Annotated in this window: 14 protein-coding genes and 1 tRNA gene; 3 read left to right on the forward strand and 12 right to left on the reverse strand. The window is 59.3% G+C overall.

Annotated features, from left to right (window positions below):
* Positions 1-511: 511 nt before the first annotated feature.
* Both So717_RS13610 and So717_RS13615 read left to right on the forward strand, forming a co-directional pair.
* The gene (locus So717_RS13610) at positions 512-1,069 is read left to right on the forward strand and encodes a Panacea domain-containing protein (RefSeq protein WP_159978203.1); all 558 of its coding nucleotides are present in this window, start codon (positions 512-514) and stop codon (positions 1,067-1,069) included.
* 2 nt (positions 1,070-1,071) lie between these two features.
* Positions 1,072-1,434, forward strand: a complete 363-nt coding sequence (locus So717_RS13615) for a hypothetical protein (protein WP_159978205.1) — start codon at positions 1,072-1,074, stop codon at positions 1,432-1,434.
* 118 nt (positions 1,435-1,552) lie between these two features.
* Here the strand turns inward: So717_RS13615 and rplL are convergent, their stop codons facing one another.
* The 11 genes from rplL to So717_RS13670 all read right to left on the reverse strand — a co-directional run bounded on the left by rplL (position 1,553) and on the right by So717_RS13670 (position 9,216).
* Positions 1,553-1,927: a 50S ribosomal protein L7/L12 gene (gene rplL, locus So717_RS13620; protein ID WP_159978207.1), complete on the reverse strand. Its 375-nt coding sequence runs from the start codon at positions 1,925-1,927 to the stop codon at positions 1,553-1,555.
* Positions 1,928-1,998: 71 nt separating this feature from the next.
* Positions 1,999-2,514, reverse strand: a complete 516-nt coding sequence (gene rplJ / locus So717_RS13625; RefSeq protein ID WP_159978209.1) for a 50S ribosomal protein L10 — start codon at positions 2,512-2,514, stop codon at positions 1,999-2,001.
* A 368-nt stretch (positions 2,515-2,882) separates the two neighbouring features.
* Positions 2,883-3,362, reverse strand: coding sequence for a GFA family protein (locus tag So717_RS13630; protein WP_159978211.1), 480 nt, complete (start codon positions 3,360-3,362; stop codon positions 2,883-2,885).
* Positions 3,363-3,567: 205 nt separating this feature from the next.
* On the reverse strand, positions 3,568-4,266 hold the full coding sequence (gene rplA / locus So717_RS13635) for a 50S ribosomal protein L1 (protein WP_159978213.1): 699 nt from the start codon (positions 4,264-4,266) through the stop codon (positions 3,568-3,570).
* 1 nt (position 4,267) lies between these two features.
* On the reverse strand, positions 4,268-4,693 hold the full coding sequence (rplK, locus tag So717_RS13640) for a 50S ribosomal protein L11 (protein WP_159978215.1): 426 nt from the start codon (positions 4,691-4,693) through the stop codon (positions 4,268-4,270).
* Positions 4,694-4,817: 124 nt separating this feature from the next.
* Positions 4,818-5,351 (reverse strand): transcription termination/antitermination protein NusG, encoded by a 534-nt coding sequence (gene nusG, locus So717_RS13645; protein WP_159978217.1) that lies wholly within the window; start codon positions 5,349-5,351, stop codon positions 4,818-4,820.
* A gap of 207 nt (positions 5,352-5,558) precedes the next feature.
* The gene (secE, locus tag So717_RS13650; protein ID WP_159978219.1) at positions 5,559-5,756 is read right to left on the reverse strand and encodes a preprotein translocase subunit SecE; all 198 of its coding nucleotides are present in this window, start codon (positions 5,754-5,756) and stop codon (positions 5,559-5,561) included.
* A gap of 93 nt (positions 5,757-5,849) precedes the next feature.
* A tRNA-Trp gene (locus tag So717_RS13655) sits at positions 5,850-5,925 on the reverse strand.
* Between the two features lie 81 nt (positions 5,926-6,006).
* Positions 6,007-6,660, reverse strand: a complete 654-nt coding sequence (locus tag So717_RS13660; RefSeq protein WP_159978221.1) for a CatB-related O-acetyltransferase — start codon at positions 6,658-6,660, stop codon at positions 6,007-6,009.
* 657 nt (positions 6,661-7,317) lie between these two features.
* Positions 7,318-8,493: an elongation factor Tu gene (gene tuf / locus So717_RS13665; protein WP_159978189.1), complete on the reverse strand. Its 1,176-nt coding sequence runs from the start codon at positions 8,491-8,493 to the stop codon at positions 7,318-7,320.
* A 108-nt stretch (positions 8,494-8,601) separates the two neighbouring features.
* Entirely contained in the window at positions 8,602-9,216 is a 615-nt protein-coding gene (locus tag So717_RS13670; RefSeq protein WP_159978223.1) for a hypothetical protein, read from the reverse strand.
* Between the two features lie 114 nt (positions 9,217-9,330).
* Here So717_RS13670 and So717_RS13675 point away from each other — a divergent pair, with 114 nt between their 5' ends.
* Positions 9,331-10,707: a cytochrome P450 gene (locus So717_RS13675; protein ID WP_159978716.1), complete on the forward strand. Its 1,377-nt coding sequence runs from the start codon at positions 9,331-9,333 to the stop codon at positions 10,705-10,707.
* A 205-nt stretch (positions 10,708-10,912) separates the two neighbouring features.
* Here the strand turns inward: So717_RS13675 and parC are convergent, their stop codons facing one another.
* The gene (parC, locus tag So717_RS13680; RefSeq protein WP_159978225.1) at positions 10,913-13,213 is read right to left on the reverse strand and encodes a DNA topoisomerase IV subunit A; all 2,301 of its coding nucleotides are present in this window, start codon (positions 13,211-13,213) and stop codon (positions 10,913-10,915) included.
* Positions 13,214-13,242 lie beyond the last annotated feature (29 nt).

The following is a 13,242-nucleotide window of genomic DNA, read 5'->3' on the forward strand; positions in this document are numbered from 1 at the left end:
TTGGGGTGGGCGGCTTTTTGCGAAAGATTTCAGGGGTGTATGAGTGGGCCTGCTCCTGCCTGTGTCTAAGACGCAAAAAGCCGGGCGCGAATCATCGCTCCCAGCGGAAGCCTTCACATAGGCTGTGATTAACAAAAGCACAACAGGGCGGGCGGAGAAAAGTGGTTTTTGGGGTTTACGATTGCGAGGCAAGTCGGATGGCGCCACCGCGGCAGGTCTGCGGACGAAGCGGCCTTTACATTTCAGCGCCTTAAGATCCGCTGAATGTCCAACGGGCTGCCAGAGCGTACGACCTCAGCCAACCGTGTTATTAATTGTCGCAACCTAATGTTGACAACATGTCGAACGCCGAAGCCTTGAAAATTACACCAAAAATAGCACAAGAAGTTTTTTTCAGGGTGTTGCCGTCTCCAAAGTGCGCATAAACCACATGTTGTTCACATTTCGTGAAGTTATATTGTCGAAAATAGTTACAGCGCGCATATTTGTAGTGGAAAGGACTAAACGAAAAATGCCGTACAGCCCGCGCAAAGCTGCACAGACCATTGCATTCTTTGCAATGCAAGAAGGCCACGCCATCAATGTTTTGAAGGTGATTAAGCTGGTGTATCTTGCGGATCGTGAAAGTGTGCGTGCTCGGGGCTACCCGATCCAACAAGAAGCGCGTGTATCGATGCCATACGGTCCGGTGAACAGCGTCACACTTGGATGGGTAAACGGTTCGTACCGTGACAATGGTGACTGGTCATCTGTGTTGAATGATCGGTCAAACCATCGCGTTGGCCTGTGTAACGCTCAAATGACAACTCATGACCTTGACGAACTTTCCGCCCGCGAGCTGGAAATCCTGCAAGATGTGTGGGACGAGTTCGGGCACATGGACCGTTTCGACTTGGCAGATTGGACCCATGATCCCAACAATGTACCGGAATGGGAAAACCCGAACGGATCATCTTTGCCAATTCCCCTCGAGCGAATGATGACCGCTGTGGGCCTTGATAAGCCCATCGAGCGCGCGCGCGAACAAGAAAGCCTGAACCAAGCTCACAACACTTTGGCTTCACTGTAAGCGTGTTCTATCGCAAGGGCACGATGCTGATCCCATCGGGGCCATCGAACCACCTTTTCATCGTTTGCAATGACACCTGCAACCTGGGCGCCAATCTTCTAGTGAATATCAGTTCCGTTGTTGACCTGTGCGACACAACTTGCGTCTTGGACGTGGGGGATCATCCATTTATCAGGTACCCTTCATTTGTCTTTTACGCTCGCGCGGTCATCCATCGGGCTGAAAATCTGCAACGCGGTTTTGAAAACGGTGCGATCACGCCCCAAGACGATTTGGCGGAGGAAGCGTTCCAGCGGGTGGTGGACGGAATCACTGTGTCGCCTGACACACCTCAGAACGTAGTTCACTACTACACGCAACTATAACTGCCATAGCGTACACCAGCTGCGTTGCAGACATCGCTCACTTTGGGCGCCCAGCCGCCATATAAGTAAAAAGGCGCCCCGTCTCCGGAGCGCCTTTCCATTCGCATAAGCGTCAAGCTTAGGCCAGTTCGACCTCGGCGCCAGCTGCTTCCAGCTTGCCTTTGATCTCTTCGGCTTCGGCTTTGTCGACGCCTTCTTTGATCTTGCCGCCGGCTTCGACCAGGTCCTTGGCTTCTTTCAGGCCCAGACCGGTGATGCCGCGCACTTCCTTGATCACGTTGATCTTGGAGGCGCCTGCGTTTTTCAGGACAACGTCGAATTCCGACTTTTCTTCCTCGGCTGCGCCACCGGCGTCAGCAGGGCCCGCCATCATCACTGCGCCGCCAGCGGCGGGCTCGATGCCGTACTCGTCCTTGAGGATGGTTTTCAGTTCTTGTGCTTCAAGCAGGGTCAGACCAACGATCTCTTCTGCCAGTTTCTTCAGATCAGCCATGTTTAGCTCTTTCCGTTACGATATGTGTGTTCCAACGTCGCGTTTTGACCACGACGCCGATATGACGTTGCTTATGCCGCCGCCTTGTCCTCGATGGTGGACAGGATGGAAGCGATATTGCTTGCAGGTGCGCCAATGGCCCCGGCGATGTTCGAAGCAGGTGCGCCCAGCATGCCGGCGATCGTGGAGATAAGCTCCTCGCGCGACGGCATTTTGGACACGGCTTCGACACCGGCGACGTCCAACGCGTTCTCACCCATGGCCCCGCCGAGGATGACAAATTTGTCATTGCCCTTGGCGTAGTCCTGAGCCACCTTGGCCGCAGCCACGGGATCCTCAGAGAAGGTCAGAACGGTCATACCCGTGAGAAGGTCAGCAATGCTTGCGCATGGCTTGCCCTCAAGGGCGATCTTGGCGAGCCTGTTCTTGGCAACACGCACAGACCCGCCCGCTTCGCGTGCTTTGGCGCGCAGGTCCTGCATTTCAGCAACTGTCAGACCGGCGTAGTGGCTGACCACGACGACGCCAGAGCTTTCAAAGATCTGGCCGAGTTCGTCGACCAGCTGTTCTTTTTGTGCTCTATCCACAGTTTCACTCCAATTGTGGACGGGTTGCCCCGCCCGGCTCAGTTTAAACCGGATCACTCCGGCAGTTTTGGTCCTCGAAACAACGGGCCAGAACCGCCAGAGGCTCTACGGTTGAGCATCTGGAGAGTAAGTCTGTTCCCATCTCAGGCAGGAATTACAGGATTGCTCCAACCCACCGTCTCGGACGAAAGCCAGCAGCACACGAATCGACGGGCACCACCGGCATTTAGCGTGTAAGGGTAAGTCGCTTGTTGGACAAGGGGTCTTGTGGGAGGTTCTTTGACGGCTGGCTACCGGACTTTGCGAGCCTTCGCAATTGATGAGTGAATGGCTGCTTCGGTGCATGGCCTTGGGATTTTCGAATGATTTCATTGGTCAGAATTGCTCAGAAGATGTTGTCCTGCTTCGGTCGAGGCCTGTAGGCCCTTTGCATGCTTCGGGAGCGCATCTTGTTGTTCGATCCATGGCAACCGTTCTGACCAGAAAATATGTGCAGTCGGCTGATACAAAGATGGGTCAATCAAAGTTGCAGCATAAAGGTGCGTTTCACCGGGAAAGACTTCTGTCTCGAAGGAGAGCGGTGAACCGCAGTCTTTGCAAAAACTCCGCTCCACGTTCGGCGATGAACGATAGGTTTTGCGAGGCCCTGACCAAACCACGTGCTCCCGCTCTACACCAAACCAACTGACGTAATCAGATGATGATGCTCTTCGACAGTCTTCACAATGACAAAGCGCCGCCCACAGAATTGGATCAGCCGCCGTCCAGGAGACCGAACCGCAAAAGCATTGTCCCGATAAACCGCTCATGTTCTCGATCCCAGCGCTCATGAAATTTCTCAACTTCATTCCAGCATCTCTTTGTTCGCCGCATCCAACTTGCCAACACGCGACAGAAACCAGCGCTGACCCGACTCCATTTTCCAAGAACTACAGTCATTCGTGTTTATTGCAGCATCGGTCAGTACGAGCTCAAAGCTACCTTCCACGATTACAGCCAGAACAAAAAAGGCGTCCCAAAGGGACGCCTTTTTATCAGTCTTGGCACGTAAAGCTACTCGGTTACCGCGTTGTCCACCGAAACGGACACACCCGGTCCCATGGTCGAGCTCAGCGCGATTTTCTTCATGTAGGCGCCCTTGGCACCGGTTGGCTTGGCCTTGGCCACAGCGCCCACGAAAGCGCGGATGTTTTCGACCAGTTTGGCTTCGTCAAACGACAGTTTGCCGACACCTGCGTGCACAACACCGCCCTTTTCGGCCTTGAACTGCACTTCACCGCCCTTGGCGGCTTTCACGGCAGCTTCGACGTCCATGGTTACGGTGCCAACCTTGGGGTTCGGCATCAGGTTACGAGGACCCAGAACCTTACCCAGACGGCCCACGATGGGCATCATATCGGGTGTGGCGATGCAGCGATCAAACTCGATCTTGCCGCTTTGCACGGTTTCCATCAGGTCTTCGGCGCCGACGATATCCGCACCGGCCTTTTCGGCCTCTTCCGCCTTCGGACCACGGGCAAAGACAGCCACGCGGACAGTCTTGCCTGTGCCATTTGGCAGGCCCACCACACCGCGGACCATCTGGTCTGCGTGGCGCGGGTCAACGCCGAGGTTCAGCGCGATCTCAACGGTCTCGTCGAACTTGACGTTCGAGTTGCCTTTGATCAGAGCGACGGCCTCTTCAACGGTCACGTTCTCTTTGCCAGCGAAAGCCTCGCGCGCGGCGCGGGTACGTTTTCCAAGCTTTGCCATCTTACTTCACCTCGATGCCCATGGAGCGGGCGGAGCCCAGGATGATCTGCATCGCCGCTTCAATGGAATTGGCGTTCAGATCTTTCATCTTCGCTTCGGCGATCTCGCGCACCTGCTTGGAGGTCACGTGACCCACCACTTCGCGCGACGGTGTCTTGGCACCGGACTTCAGCTTGGCGGCCTTCTTCAGGTAGTAAGACGCAGGCGGCGTCTTGATGTCCATGGTGAAGGACTTGTCCTGATAATAGGTGATCACGGTGGGGCACGGTGCGCCCGGCTCCATATCCGCTGTCTTGGCGTTGAACGCCTTGCAGAATTCCATGATGTTGATGCCGCGCTGACCGAGCGCCGGGCCCACGGGGGGGGACGGGTTCGCCTGCCCTGCCGGCACCTGCAGCTTCATGCTGCCAACGAGTTTCTTGGCCATTGGCCTTCTCCTTTTCCAACCCCTCGGCAGCGCGCTGCCTCAGGTTCCTCGACGGGACACCCGCCGTTGTTGTCGTGGTCCGGTACGGGTGCCGCGGCCCCCTCGCCTCCCACGCCTTGCGCACTCAGGTCTGTTTGTTGACCTGGGTGAATTCCAGCTCGACCGGGGTTTCCCGACCGAAGATCGACACCGACACCTTCAGGCGCTGGTTCTCATCGTCGACCTCCTCAATCATACCGTCGAAGTCCTCGAACGGGCCGTCGGCAACCTTGACCTTCTCACCCACCTCAAAGTGGATCAGCGTGCGCGGGGCGTCCTCGCCCTCCTGAACCCGGTTCAGGATCGCGTTTACCTCAGCGTCGCGCATCGGCATCGGGCGCCCCTGGGGGCCCAGAAAGCCGGTTACACGATTTATCGAGTTGATCAGGTGATACCCCTGATCCGACATCTCCATATGCACCAGCACATAGCCCGGCATGAAGCGGCGCTCCGTCGTGACCTTCTTGCCACGGCGCACTTCGATCACTTCCTCGGTCGGCACCAGCACCTCATCGATCTGCTCTTCGAGGCCCTGTTCCGTGACCGAGGTGCGGATCTGCTCTGCAATCTTCTTCTCGAAGTTCGACAGGACACTGACCGAATACCACCGCTTTGCCATTTGATCCTTCGTTCCTGTCTTGGGCCGCGCACCCGAAGGCGCGCAAAATTTCACTGTATCTCAGGTGCTTGACCTGCCGACCTCAAACAAAAAATCGGCGCACAACTCGAATCGCCGTACGCCCCTGCTTCGGTCAGGTGTGCGGGATACTCCGCACGGGCCAATGTTTCAAGAGGTCGGGCAGGTTTTTTGCGGCTTGCCCGGGGCCTAGCCAAACATGCCAAGAACCGCTTGCAGGCCCCAGCGGATGATGATGTCGACCGTGGCAAAAAACACCGCTGTAAGCGCGGCCAGAATGAACACCATGACGGTGGTCAGCATCACCTCACGGCGCGTCGGCCAGACAACCTTCGAGACCTCAGCACGGACCTGCTGGATAAACTGTAACGGGTTCGTGGTGGCCATGGTCGAAGTTCCCAAACTTGCGGTGAGCGTGATGTAACGGGCAGGATGCCGGATTTCAAGGCCAATGGCGCCTGTGTGACCGTTCTGGAAGGCTGGCAGGGGCTGAGGGACTCGAACCCACGACCCTCGGTTTTGGAGACCGATGCTCTACCAACTGAGCTAAACCCCTATGCCGGTGCTTGGCCTAGTCGGAAACGCGCGCGGGTTCAAGAGGCAACGCACCGTGCTGCTGCGAAAAAGCCGGGACGCATCAGCTGACGGCCTCAAGCGCGTCAATATCCGCACCAACAATCAGCGCTTCATGCGTCATGATCTTCTCGATGGGCCAGTCCCACCAGGCGACGGCCAACAAGCGCTCTATGATGTCAGGGGCAAAACGGCGGCGCAGCACGCGCCCTGGATTGCCCACCACAACGCTGTAGTCCGGGACCTCTCCCCCGACCACGGCCTCGGTGCCGATGATCACCCCATGTCCGATCCGGGCACCGGGAAGGATGCGCGCGCCCGCTCCAATCCAGACATCATGGCCCACTATGGTATCGCGCCCGGGCGGCAGCGTGCTGGGATAGGCAAGAAAGCGGTCGGGGTCGTGAATTGCGAAGGGAAAGGTCGAAAAGCCGCGCATATCGTGATTGGCGCTATGGGTGATGAAGCGAACGCCATGCGCAAACTGCCCGAACTTACCGATGATCAAGCGGTCGGATGAGCTGGGGAACAGGTAGGGCGCCAGCCGACCCGCCCAGCCCGAGAGCTCGGTCGGCGGGTCGAAGTCGTTGGCGTAAGTGTAGTCACCCACCTCGATGCGTGGGTGATCGATGACCGCTTTGAGGAACACATTATTGGGCAGCCTGGATCCGTCGGGAAGGGTCACGGGGTGCACCGTGTCGGGGGATGGGAATCGCATCACGTCTCTCCGGATAAGGGGGGCTCGTGGCCGTTTTATCTGGTCTGCTGCGGAAGAAAATCGCGAAATGCGCAAGAAAATCGACCCTATGTGAACCTGTTCACTGAACCGGCGGCAATAATGGGCCAAAAGGGGGTCAAGCAGCGTGTTGAGTGATCGTGTTACGAGTAGCTGCCCATATTTTAAGACCAGCCGGACTCATTACCGGCACCTTTTTTTTAGGACGAAATCCATGCATATGAAATTCATCTCCTTTGTCGCTGGCGCTGCCATCATTCTTGCAGGATGCGCAGGACAGGCCAACTATCCACTGTCCGGAGTGGCCGCGAGCACAGAGGATGGCGTTCACTTTATGAGTGCGCCGGACGTCGCCCGGTATTGAGCTAGCGGGTGTCCGATGTGGACATCATCGGGCCCTGGTGTTGTGTCTGACCTCGGAGGCGCAGCACAACAAGAGGGCCACCCGTCTGCGGTGGCTCTCTTTTTGTTTTGGGGGTGTGCAGCGGTTGCATCCTCATGGAACGCGAGAAAGGCCGCAGTGTTTGTCTGCGGCCTTTCTTTGAACTCAGGCGGAGTGCAACGCGCCCGAGGCTCTCGGCGATCTTGCAGATCGCCTGCCGCCCGACGGTTCGCCCCGCTCACGCAGGGCAAACCTGGTTACTCGGTGATCTTGGAGACGACGCCGGCGCCGACGGTGCGGCCGCCTTCGCGGATCGCAAAACGCAGGCCCTGCTCCATCGCAATCGGTGCAATCAGCTCGACACCAAAGCTCACGTTGTCGCCCGGCATCACCATCTCGGTGCCCTCGTTCAGCTGAACCGTGCCGGTCACATCCGTTGTGCGGAAGTAGAACTGCGGGCGGTAGTTCGCAAAAAACGGCGTGTGGCGGCCACCCTCATCCTTGGTCAGGATGTAGGCTTCCGCTTCGAACTTGGTGTGCGGCGTCACCGAGCCCGGTTTGCAGAGCACCTGGCCACGTTCCACACCCTCACGGTCGATGCCGCGCAGCAGCGCGCCGATGTTGTCGCCCGCTTCGCCGCGATCCAAGAGCTTGCGGAACATCTCGACACCGGTGCAGGTGGTCTTCTGCGTGTCGCGGATGCCGACGATTTCGATCTCGTCGCCCACGTTGATCACGCCACGCTCCACACGACCGGTCACAACGGTGCCGCGACCGGAGATCGAGAAGACGTCTTCCACCGGCATCAGGAACGGCTGATCCACCGCACGCTCAGGCGTCGGGATGTAGTCGTCCACCGCTGCCATAAGTTCCTTAATTTTCTCTTCACCGATGTTGGCGTCACGGCCTTCCATCGCTGCCAGAGCGGAACCCGCGATGATCGGCGTGTCGTCGCCGGGGTACTCGTAGCTGTCCAGCAGCTCGCGCACTTCCATTTCGACGAGCTCCAGCAGCTCTTCGTCGTCAACCTGGTCGACTTTGTTCATGAAGACGACGATCTTCGGGATGCCCACCTGACGGCCCAGCAGGATGTGCTCGCGCGTTTGCGGCATCGGGCCGTCAGCGGCGTTCACCACCAGGATCGCGCCGTCCATCTGCGCCGCACCGGTGATCATGTTCTTCACATAGTCGGCGTGGCCGGGGCAGTCGACGTGCGCGTAATGACGCGCGTCGGTCTCATATTCCACGTGTGCTGTGGAAATGGTGATCCCGCGGGCTTTCTCTTCGGGCGCGCCGTCGATCTGGTCGTAGGCTTTGAAGTCGCCAAAATACTTCGTAATCGCAGCCGTCAACGTCGTCTTGCCGTGATCCACGTGACCAATCGTCCCAATGTTCACGTGCGGCTTGTTACGTTCAAACTTTTCCTTTGCCATGGTAAGAGGCGCCCTTTTGTTTGCAGGGGGTCAGTCTCGACCCGTTCTTCACATGGCGCGCGATGTATTGCGAAGCTGAGGGAAAATCAAGCACAACCGCAAGCGGCGCTAGCCTGCCTCGGCCACAGCGCTTTCTTCAACCCCTTGCTCGTCGGCCGGGGGCTGCACAGCCACAGCCGTGTCGTCCACAAACCAGCCTTCTTTGGCATTTTGCTTCACAAGATAATCTTCGATCGCCTGTGCCGCATTGCGCGACAGGTTCATGAGCTGCGTCTCGGCAGATTGGCTCCAGCCCGTGCCGACAATGCTTGCGCCATCCAACTGTTCCAGCACGGTCAGCTGCACCGGCTCTTCATTGAGCTTTGCGCCGCGTGCGTCATCCCAGACGGTCAAGCGGATGATCATGGCAGATTTGGGCGCAGCCACCACCGGCACGCCACGCTTGGCCAGCACATAGCCCTCGATGCTGACCCCGAAATGATAGTCATTTGGGCCTTCATAGCGATCAAACCGCTCTGCGATCGCGGATTTCAGCGCCTCGGTCAGTTGCTCTTTGGGAACTTCGCGGCTCACCGTAGCGGTTGTTTGCACCTTGGGCGCAACCACCACGTTGTGGCCGAGACTGAAGTCACCCAGCGGCACCATCGGCGCATCGAGATCCCGCGCACCCGTGCACGCCGCAAGCGACAGACCCGCCAAAAGGAGAAAAACCCGCCTGATCATACTGCACCCCGTTGGTGTTTTTGTTGACATATGCCTAGCTCAAGCGTGCCACGCGTGCAATCCGCAGGCGCCCGGGTCGTTGGACGACCAGTGCTCCAGCGCTACATGAAGGTCATGGCAAAGCGCGAGATTGCACAGCCCGACGAAGCCCCTTTGCCCGTCCGCGCGCGCCTGGCACGGGAGCAGATGGGCATTCTGCGCAGTTTCAACGCGATGCAGGATAACATCCTCAGCATCATCCCCGAGATTGCGACACAAAAGCCGGTTGTCTCGGGCCGCACGGCCCGGCGCTGGCATATGGTGATGCATCCGCCCTCCATACGGCGGATCCTGCTTGATCGCGTGGAGGATTATCCGAAATCCGTGGTCACCAAAAACCTGCTGCAACCGGCTGTGGGCGACTCGCTTTTCATTGCAGAGGGCGCACATTGGCGCTGGCAACGGCGTCTGACGGCACCGGCCTTCTCACACCGCAACGTGCGCAACCTGGGCCCCATCATGACCAGCGCTGCCGAACGCAGTGCCGCGCGGATTGCCGGTGCCGGACGGCGAGCAGTGAACCTGCTGGATGAGATGATCGCCGCGACATTTGACGTCATTGCCGATGTCACCTTCAGCGATGACGGCAGCTTTGACCGTGCAGACATTCACCGCGCCATCGAGGACTATGTGGCGGAGGCTGGGCGGGTCTCACTGCTGGATGTACTCGGCGCGCCTGACTGGGTGCCCCGCCCCGCTCGGCTGTGGTCGGCACAATCCATGGCCGAGATGCGGCGGAGCGCGGACGCGGCCATCACTGCGCGGGCCGCGCGCGGCCCCGGTCTGGTACCGGACCTGCTGGATCTTCTGCTGGCTGGCGAAGACCCGACGACCAAGCGCCGCCTGACCACGGGTGAGTTGCGCGACAACCTGCTGACCTTTATTGTTGCGGGGCACGAAACCACGGCGCTTTCCCTCGCATGGTCTTTCTATCTGTGTGCCTTCGATCAAGGGGTTCAGGAACGCGCTCGCGCCGAAGCGCAAGCCGTTCTCCAGGGCCGCGCCGCGACGGGTGAGGACGTGGACCAGCTGCCTTTCATCCGCCAGATCATCGACGAAGCGTGGCGGCTCTATCCTCCCGCTGGTGTGGTGTCGCGGACCGCACAAAAGGCAGACATTCTGCATGACGCGGAGATCCAGCCCGGTGACACGGTGATGATTCCCATCTACGCTCTGGGGCGGCACGCGCTGCTCTGGGAGAACCCTGACCGTTTTAAACCTGAGCGGTTTGCGGACCGCAGGGCCATCGACCGTTATGCCTATCTACCGTTTGGCGATGGCCCCCGCATCTGCATCGGCGCCTCTTTTGCCTTGCAGGAGGCAGTCATCATCCTCGCCACCCTGCTGTCGCGGTTCCGGTTCACGCCCGTCCCCGGACGAGACCCGAAACCTGTGATGATCCTCACCCTCCGTCCCGAAGGTGGCGTGTGGCTGATCGCCGAGCCCGTCTAGCGCCATACCTAGAAGATCTGTCCAAATCGGTGAGGCCAGGCCGCCCGGCGGGAACCGCCGGGCCTGCGCCCGATGCCGGGGCGGGTGCATGCACCCGCCCCGGCATCGGGCGCTTCCCTCGTGGCCAGCCTTGGCCCTGCCAAAACTGGCGCTGCACAGTTCGACCGAACCGCAATTTGGAAAGTGCCGGTATCGCCGACAGGATCTAGGTGAACTTATTGTTGCGCGGGAAACCACGCGGGGCCATGCGGCCCGCGCTGGCGCGCTTGCCGGTCCATTCGCTCAGTTCCGTTTCGGTACGCGTGCGTCCGGCCGGGTCAAGCCAACTCAAACCCTCTGCCCGCGTGAACGTGGCGGCATCGGACATTCCGCCGTCCTTATAGCGCTGCAACCGGACGCCCTTGCCGCGCCCCATTTCCGGCAGCTCGTCAAGGCCGAACACCAACACTTTGCGGTTCTCGCCAACAACGGCCACGCTGTCACCGGTCACCGGCTTGCAGACCAAAGCTCGGGTCTCGCCCCGCACGTTCAGCACCTGCTTGCCACTGCGCGTCTGCGCCACGACCTCCTCCTCGGGCACAATGAACCCGTCTCCAGCATCCGACGCCACAAGCAGTTTGCGTCCCGCCTGATGTCTGAGGATCGTCACAATCTCCGCTTCATTTGGCAAATCTACCATGAGACGCAATGGCTCACCCATGCCGCGCCCACCCGGCAGGTTGGACGCTGACACCGTGTAAAACCGGCCATTCGTGCCAAAAACCAACAAACGGTCCGTGGTCTCTGCGTGGAAGATAAATCGCGGCCCATCGCCGTCCTTGAACTTCAACTCGCGCGCGAGGTCGATATGCCCGGTCATTGCCCGCACCCAGCCCATCTGCGAGCACACCACTGTAATCGGCTCTCGGTCGATCATCGCCTCGATGGGCACCTCTTCGACCTCAGCCGCCTCCTCGATCAGCGTGCGTCGCGCACCGCCGTCGTAGTCCTTGCCGAACTGCTTGCGGGTCTCGCGCAACTGCTGGGTAATCGTCTCCCACTGCAGGCTCGGATTTTCGAGCAAATCCTCCAGATGCGCGCGCTCTTCCATCAGCTCGGACTGTTCGCGCAGCAGCTCCATCTCCTCAAGCCGCCGCAATGATCGCAGGCGCATGTTCAGGATCGCTTCGGCCTGAACCTCGCTCAACTCCCCCTCGCCTGGCAGCGGCGAGACATAGTCCGCCTCATCCGTCGCCCGTAGGTGGCTTTTGCCCCAATCCTCCCGCATCAGCGCTGCCTTGGGGTCGTCATCATAGCGGATGATGTCAATCACGCGGTCCAGGTTCAGGAAGGCAATGATGAAGCCTTCCAGCACCTCCAGCCGATGGTCGATCTTCTCCAACCGGTGCTGCGAGCGGCGCAGCAACACCTCCTGCCGGTGGTCCAGAAAGGCGCGCAAAACCTCCTTCATCGAACAGACCTTGGGTGTCACCCCATCGATCAACACATTCATGTTGAGCGAAAACCGCACCTCCAGATCCGAGTTGCGAAAGAGCATGCCCATTAGAACATCCGCATCCACCGAGCGCGCGCGCGGCTCGATGATCATCCGAACGTCTTCGGCGGATTCGTCACGCACATCCGCCAGGATCGGGATCTTCTTGGTCTGGATCAGTTCCGCGATCTTCTCGATCAGCTTGGACTTCTGCACCTGATAGGGAATTTCTGTCACGACGATCTGCCACTGACCGCGGCCCAGATCCTCCACCTCCCATTTGCAGCGCAGCCGGAACGACCCGCGCCCTGTGCGGTAGGCCTTGGCGATATTCTCAGCCGGTTCCACCAGCACACCGCCTGTGGGGAAATCCGGACCAGGCACGTATTTCAACAGCGTGTCATCCCGCGCATCCGGTGTCTTAATCAGGTGAATGCAGGCCTCACAGAGCTCAGCGATGTTATGCGGCGGAATATTCGTCGCCATCCCCACAGCGATCCCGCTGGAGCCATTGGCCAGAAGGTTCGGGAACTGCGCAGGCAGCACCACCGGCTCGGTCAGCGTGCCGTCGTAGTTCTCGCGGAAATCAACGGCGTTTTCGTTGAGACCCTCCAGCAGCGCCTCGGCCACCGCCGTCATCCGCGCCTCGGTATAGCGGCTGGCCGCGGGGTTATCGCCGTCGATGTTGCCGAAATTGCCCTGCCCGTCCACCAGCGGATAGCGCACGTTGAAATCCTGCGCGAGCCGCGCCATGGCGTCATAGATCGCGGCATCCCCATGCGGGTGATAATTGCCCATCACATCGCCGGAAATCTTGGCGGACTTCCTGTATCCACCACTCGAACTCAACCGCAACTCACGCATCGCATAGAGGATGCGCCGGTGCACCGGCTTCAGCCCGTCGCGCGCATCCGGCAGCGCGCGGTGCATGATGGTGCTGAGCGCATAGGTCAGATAGCGCTCTCCCAGCGCCCGGCGCAGCGGTTCAGACAGATCGGATGATGTGTCGGGAATGTCGAGATCATCGGCCATTGCGGTTGTGTAGCCTCCGGCGTGCGGTC

The organism is Roseobacter cerasinus (genome assembly GCF_009811755.1).
Classification (GTDB): domain Bacteria; phylum Pseudomonadota; class Alphaproteobacteria; order Rhodobacterales; family Rhodobacteraceae; genus Roseobacter; species Roseobacter cerasinus.

Excerpts from the sequence above, each read along its gene's own strand:
- So717_RS13610 (WP_159978203.1), top strand. The coding sequence starts at position 512 with ATGCCGTACAGCCCGCGCAAAGCTGCACAGACCATTGCATTCTTTGCA.
- rplL (WP_159978207.1), bottom strand. The coding sequence starts at position 1,927 with ATGGCTGATCTGAAGAAACTGGCAGAAGAGATCGTTGGTCTGACCCTG.
- So717_RS13630 (WP_159978211.1), bottom strand. The coding sequence starts at position 3,362 with ATGAAGTTGAGAAATTTCATGAGCGCTGGGATCGAGAACATGAGCGGT.
- rplA (WP_159978213.1), bottom strand. The coding sequence starts at position 4,266 with ATGGCAAAGCTTGGAAAACGTACCCGCGCCGCGCGCGAGGCTTTCGCT.
- rplK (WP_159978215.1), bottom strand. The coding sequence starts at position 4,693 with ATGGCCAAGAAACTCGTTGGCAGCATGAAGCTGCAGGTGCCGGCAGGG.
- nusG (WP_159978217.1), bottom strand. The coding sequence starts at position 5,351 with ATGGCAAAGCGGTGGTATTCGGTCAGTGTCCTGTCGAACTTCGAGAAG.
- secE (WP_159978219.1), bottom strand. The coding sequence starts at position 5,756 with ATGGCCACCACGAACCCGTTACAGTTTATCCAGCAGGTCCGTGCTGAG.
- So717_RS13660 (WP_159978221.1), bottom strand. The coding sequence starts at position 6,660 with ATGCGATTCCCATCCCCCGACACGGTGCACCCCGTGACCCTTCCCGAC.
- tuf (WP_159978189.1), bottom strand. The coding sequence starts at position 8,493 with ATGGCAAAGGAAAAGTTTGAACGTAACAAGCCGCACGTGAACATTGGG.
- So717_RS13670 (WP_159978223.1), bottom strand. The coding sequence starts at position 9,216 with ATGATCAGGCGGGTTTTTCTCCTTTTGGCGGGTCTGTCGCTTGCGGCG.
- So717_RS13675 (WP_159978716.1), top strand. The coding sequence starts at position 9,331 with ATGGCAAAGCGCGAGATTGCACAGCCCGACGAAGCCCCTTTGCCCGTC.
- parC (WP_159978225.1), bottom strand. The coding sequence starts at position 13,213 with ATGGCCGATGATCTCGACATTCCCGACACATCATCCGATCTGTCTGAA.